Here is a 230-nt window from a genome sequence, read left to right as displayed (position 1 = left end):
AACATCAACTAACTTTGGTTCAAAATGCGTGCCTTTTTGTGCGTTTATCTCTTCAACAACACGCTCGAGCGTCCATGAATCTTTATAGCAGCGTTTATGCCTTAACGCATCATATACATCAGCCAATGCCACAATGCGGCCGAATATATTAATTTTATTCCCTGCTAAACCTTCAGGGTAACCAGAACCATCCCACTTTTCGTGATGTTCCTTGGCTATAGTGGCACCTG

Annotated in this window: 1 protein-coding gene; it reads right to left on the bottom strand. The window is 42.6% G+C overall.

Annotated features, from left to right (window positions below):
• Positions 1–230: HD-GYP domain-containing protein (locus SB756_RS36190; RefSeq protein WP_410914074.1), on the bottom strand; the 230-nt coding region annotated here is incomplete at both ends.

The sequence above is a fragment of the Pseudomonas sp. SIMBA_068 genome, from assembly GCF_046534705.1.
In the GTDB taxonomy this organism is placed as follows: Bacteria; Pseudomonadota; Gammaproteobacteria; order Pseudomonadales; family Pseudomonadaceae; genus Aquipseudomonas; species Aquipseudomonas putida.
Note: the sequence above shows the minus strand (reverse complement) of the source record. Positions and strands in the feature narration are given on the sequence as shown.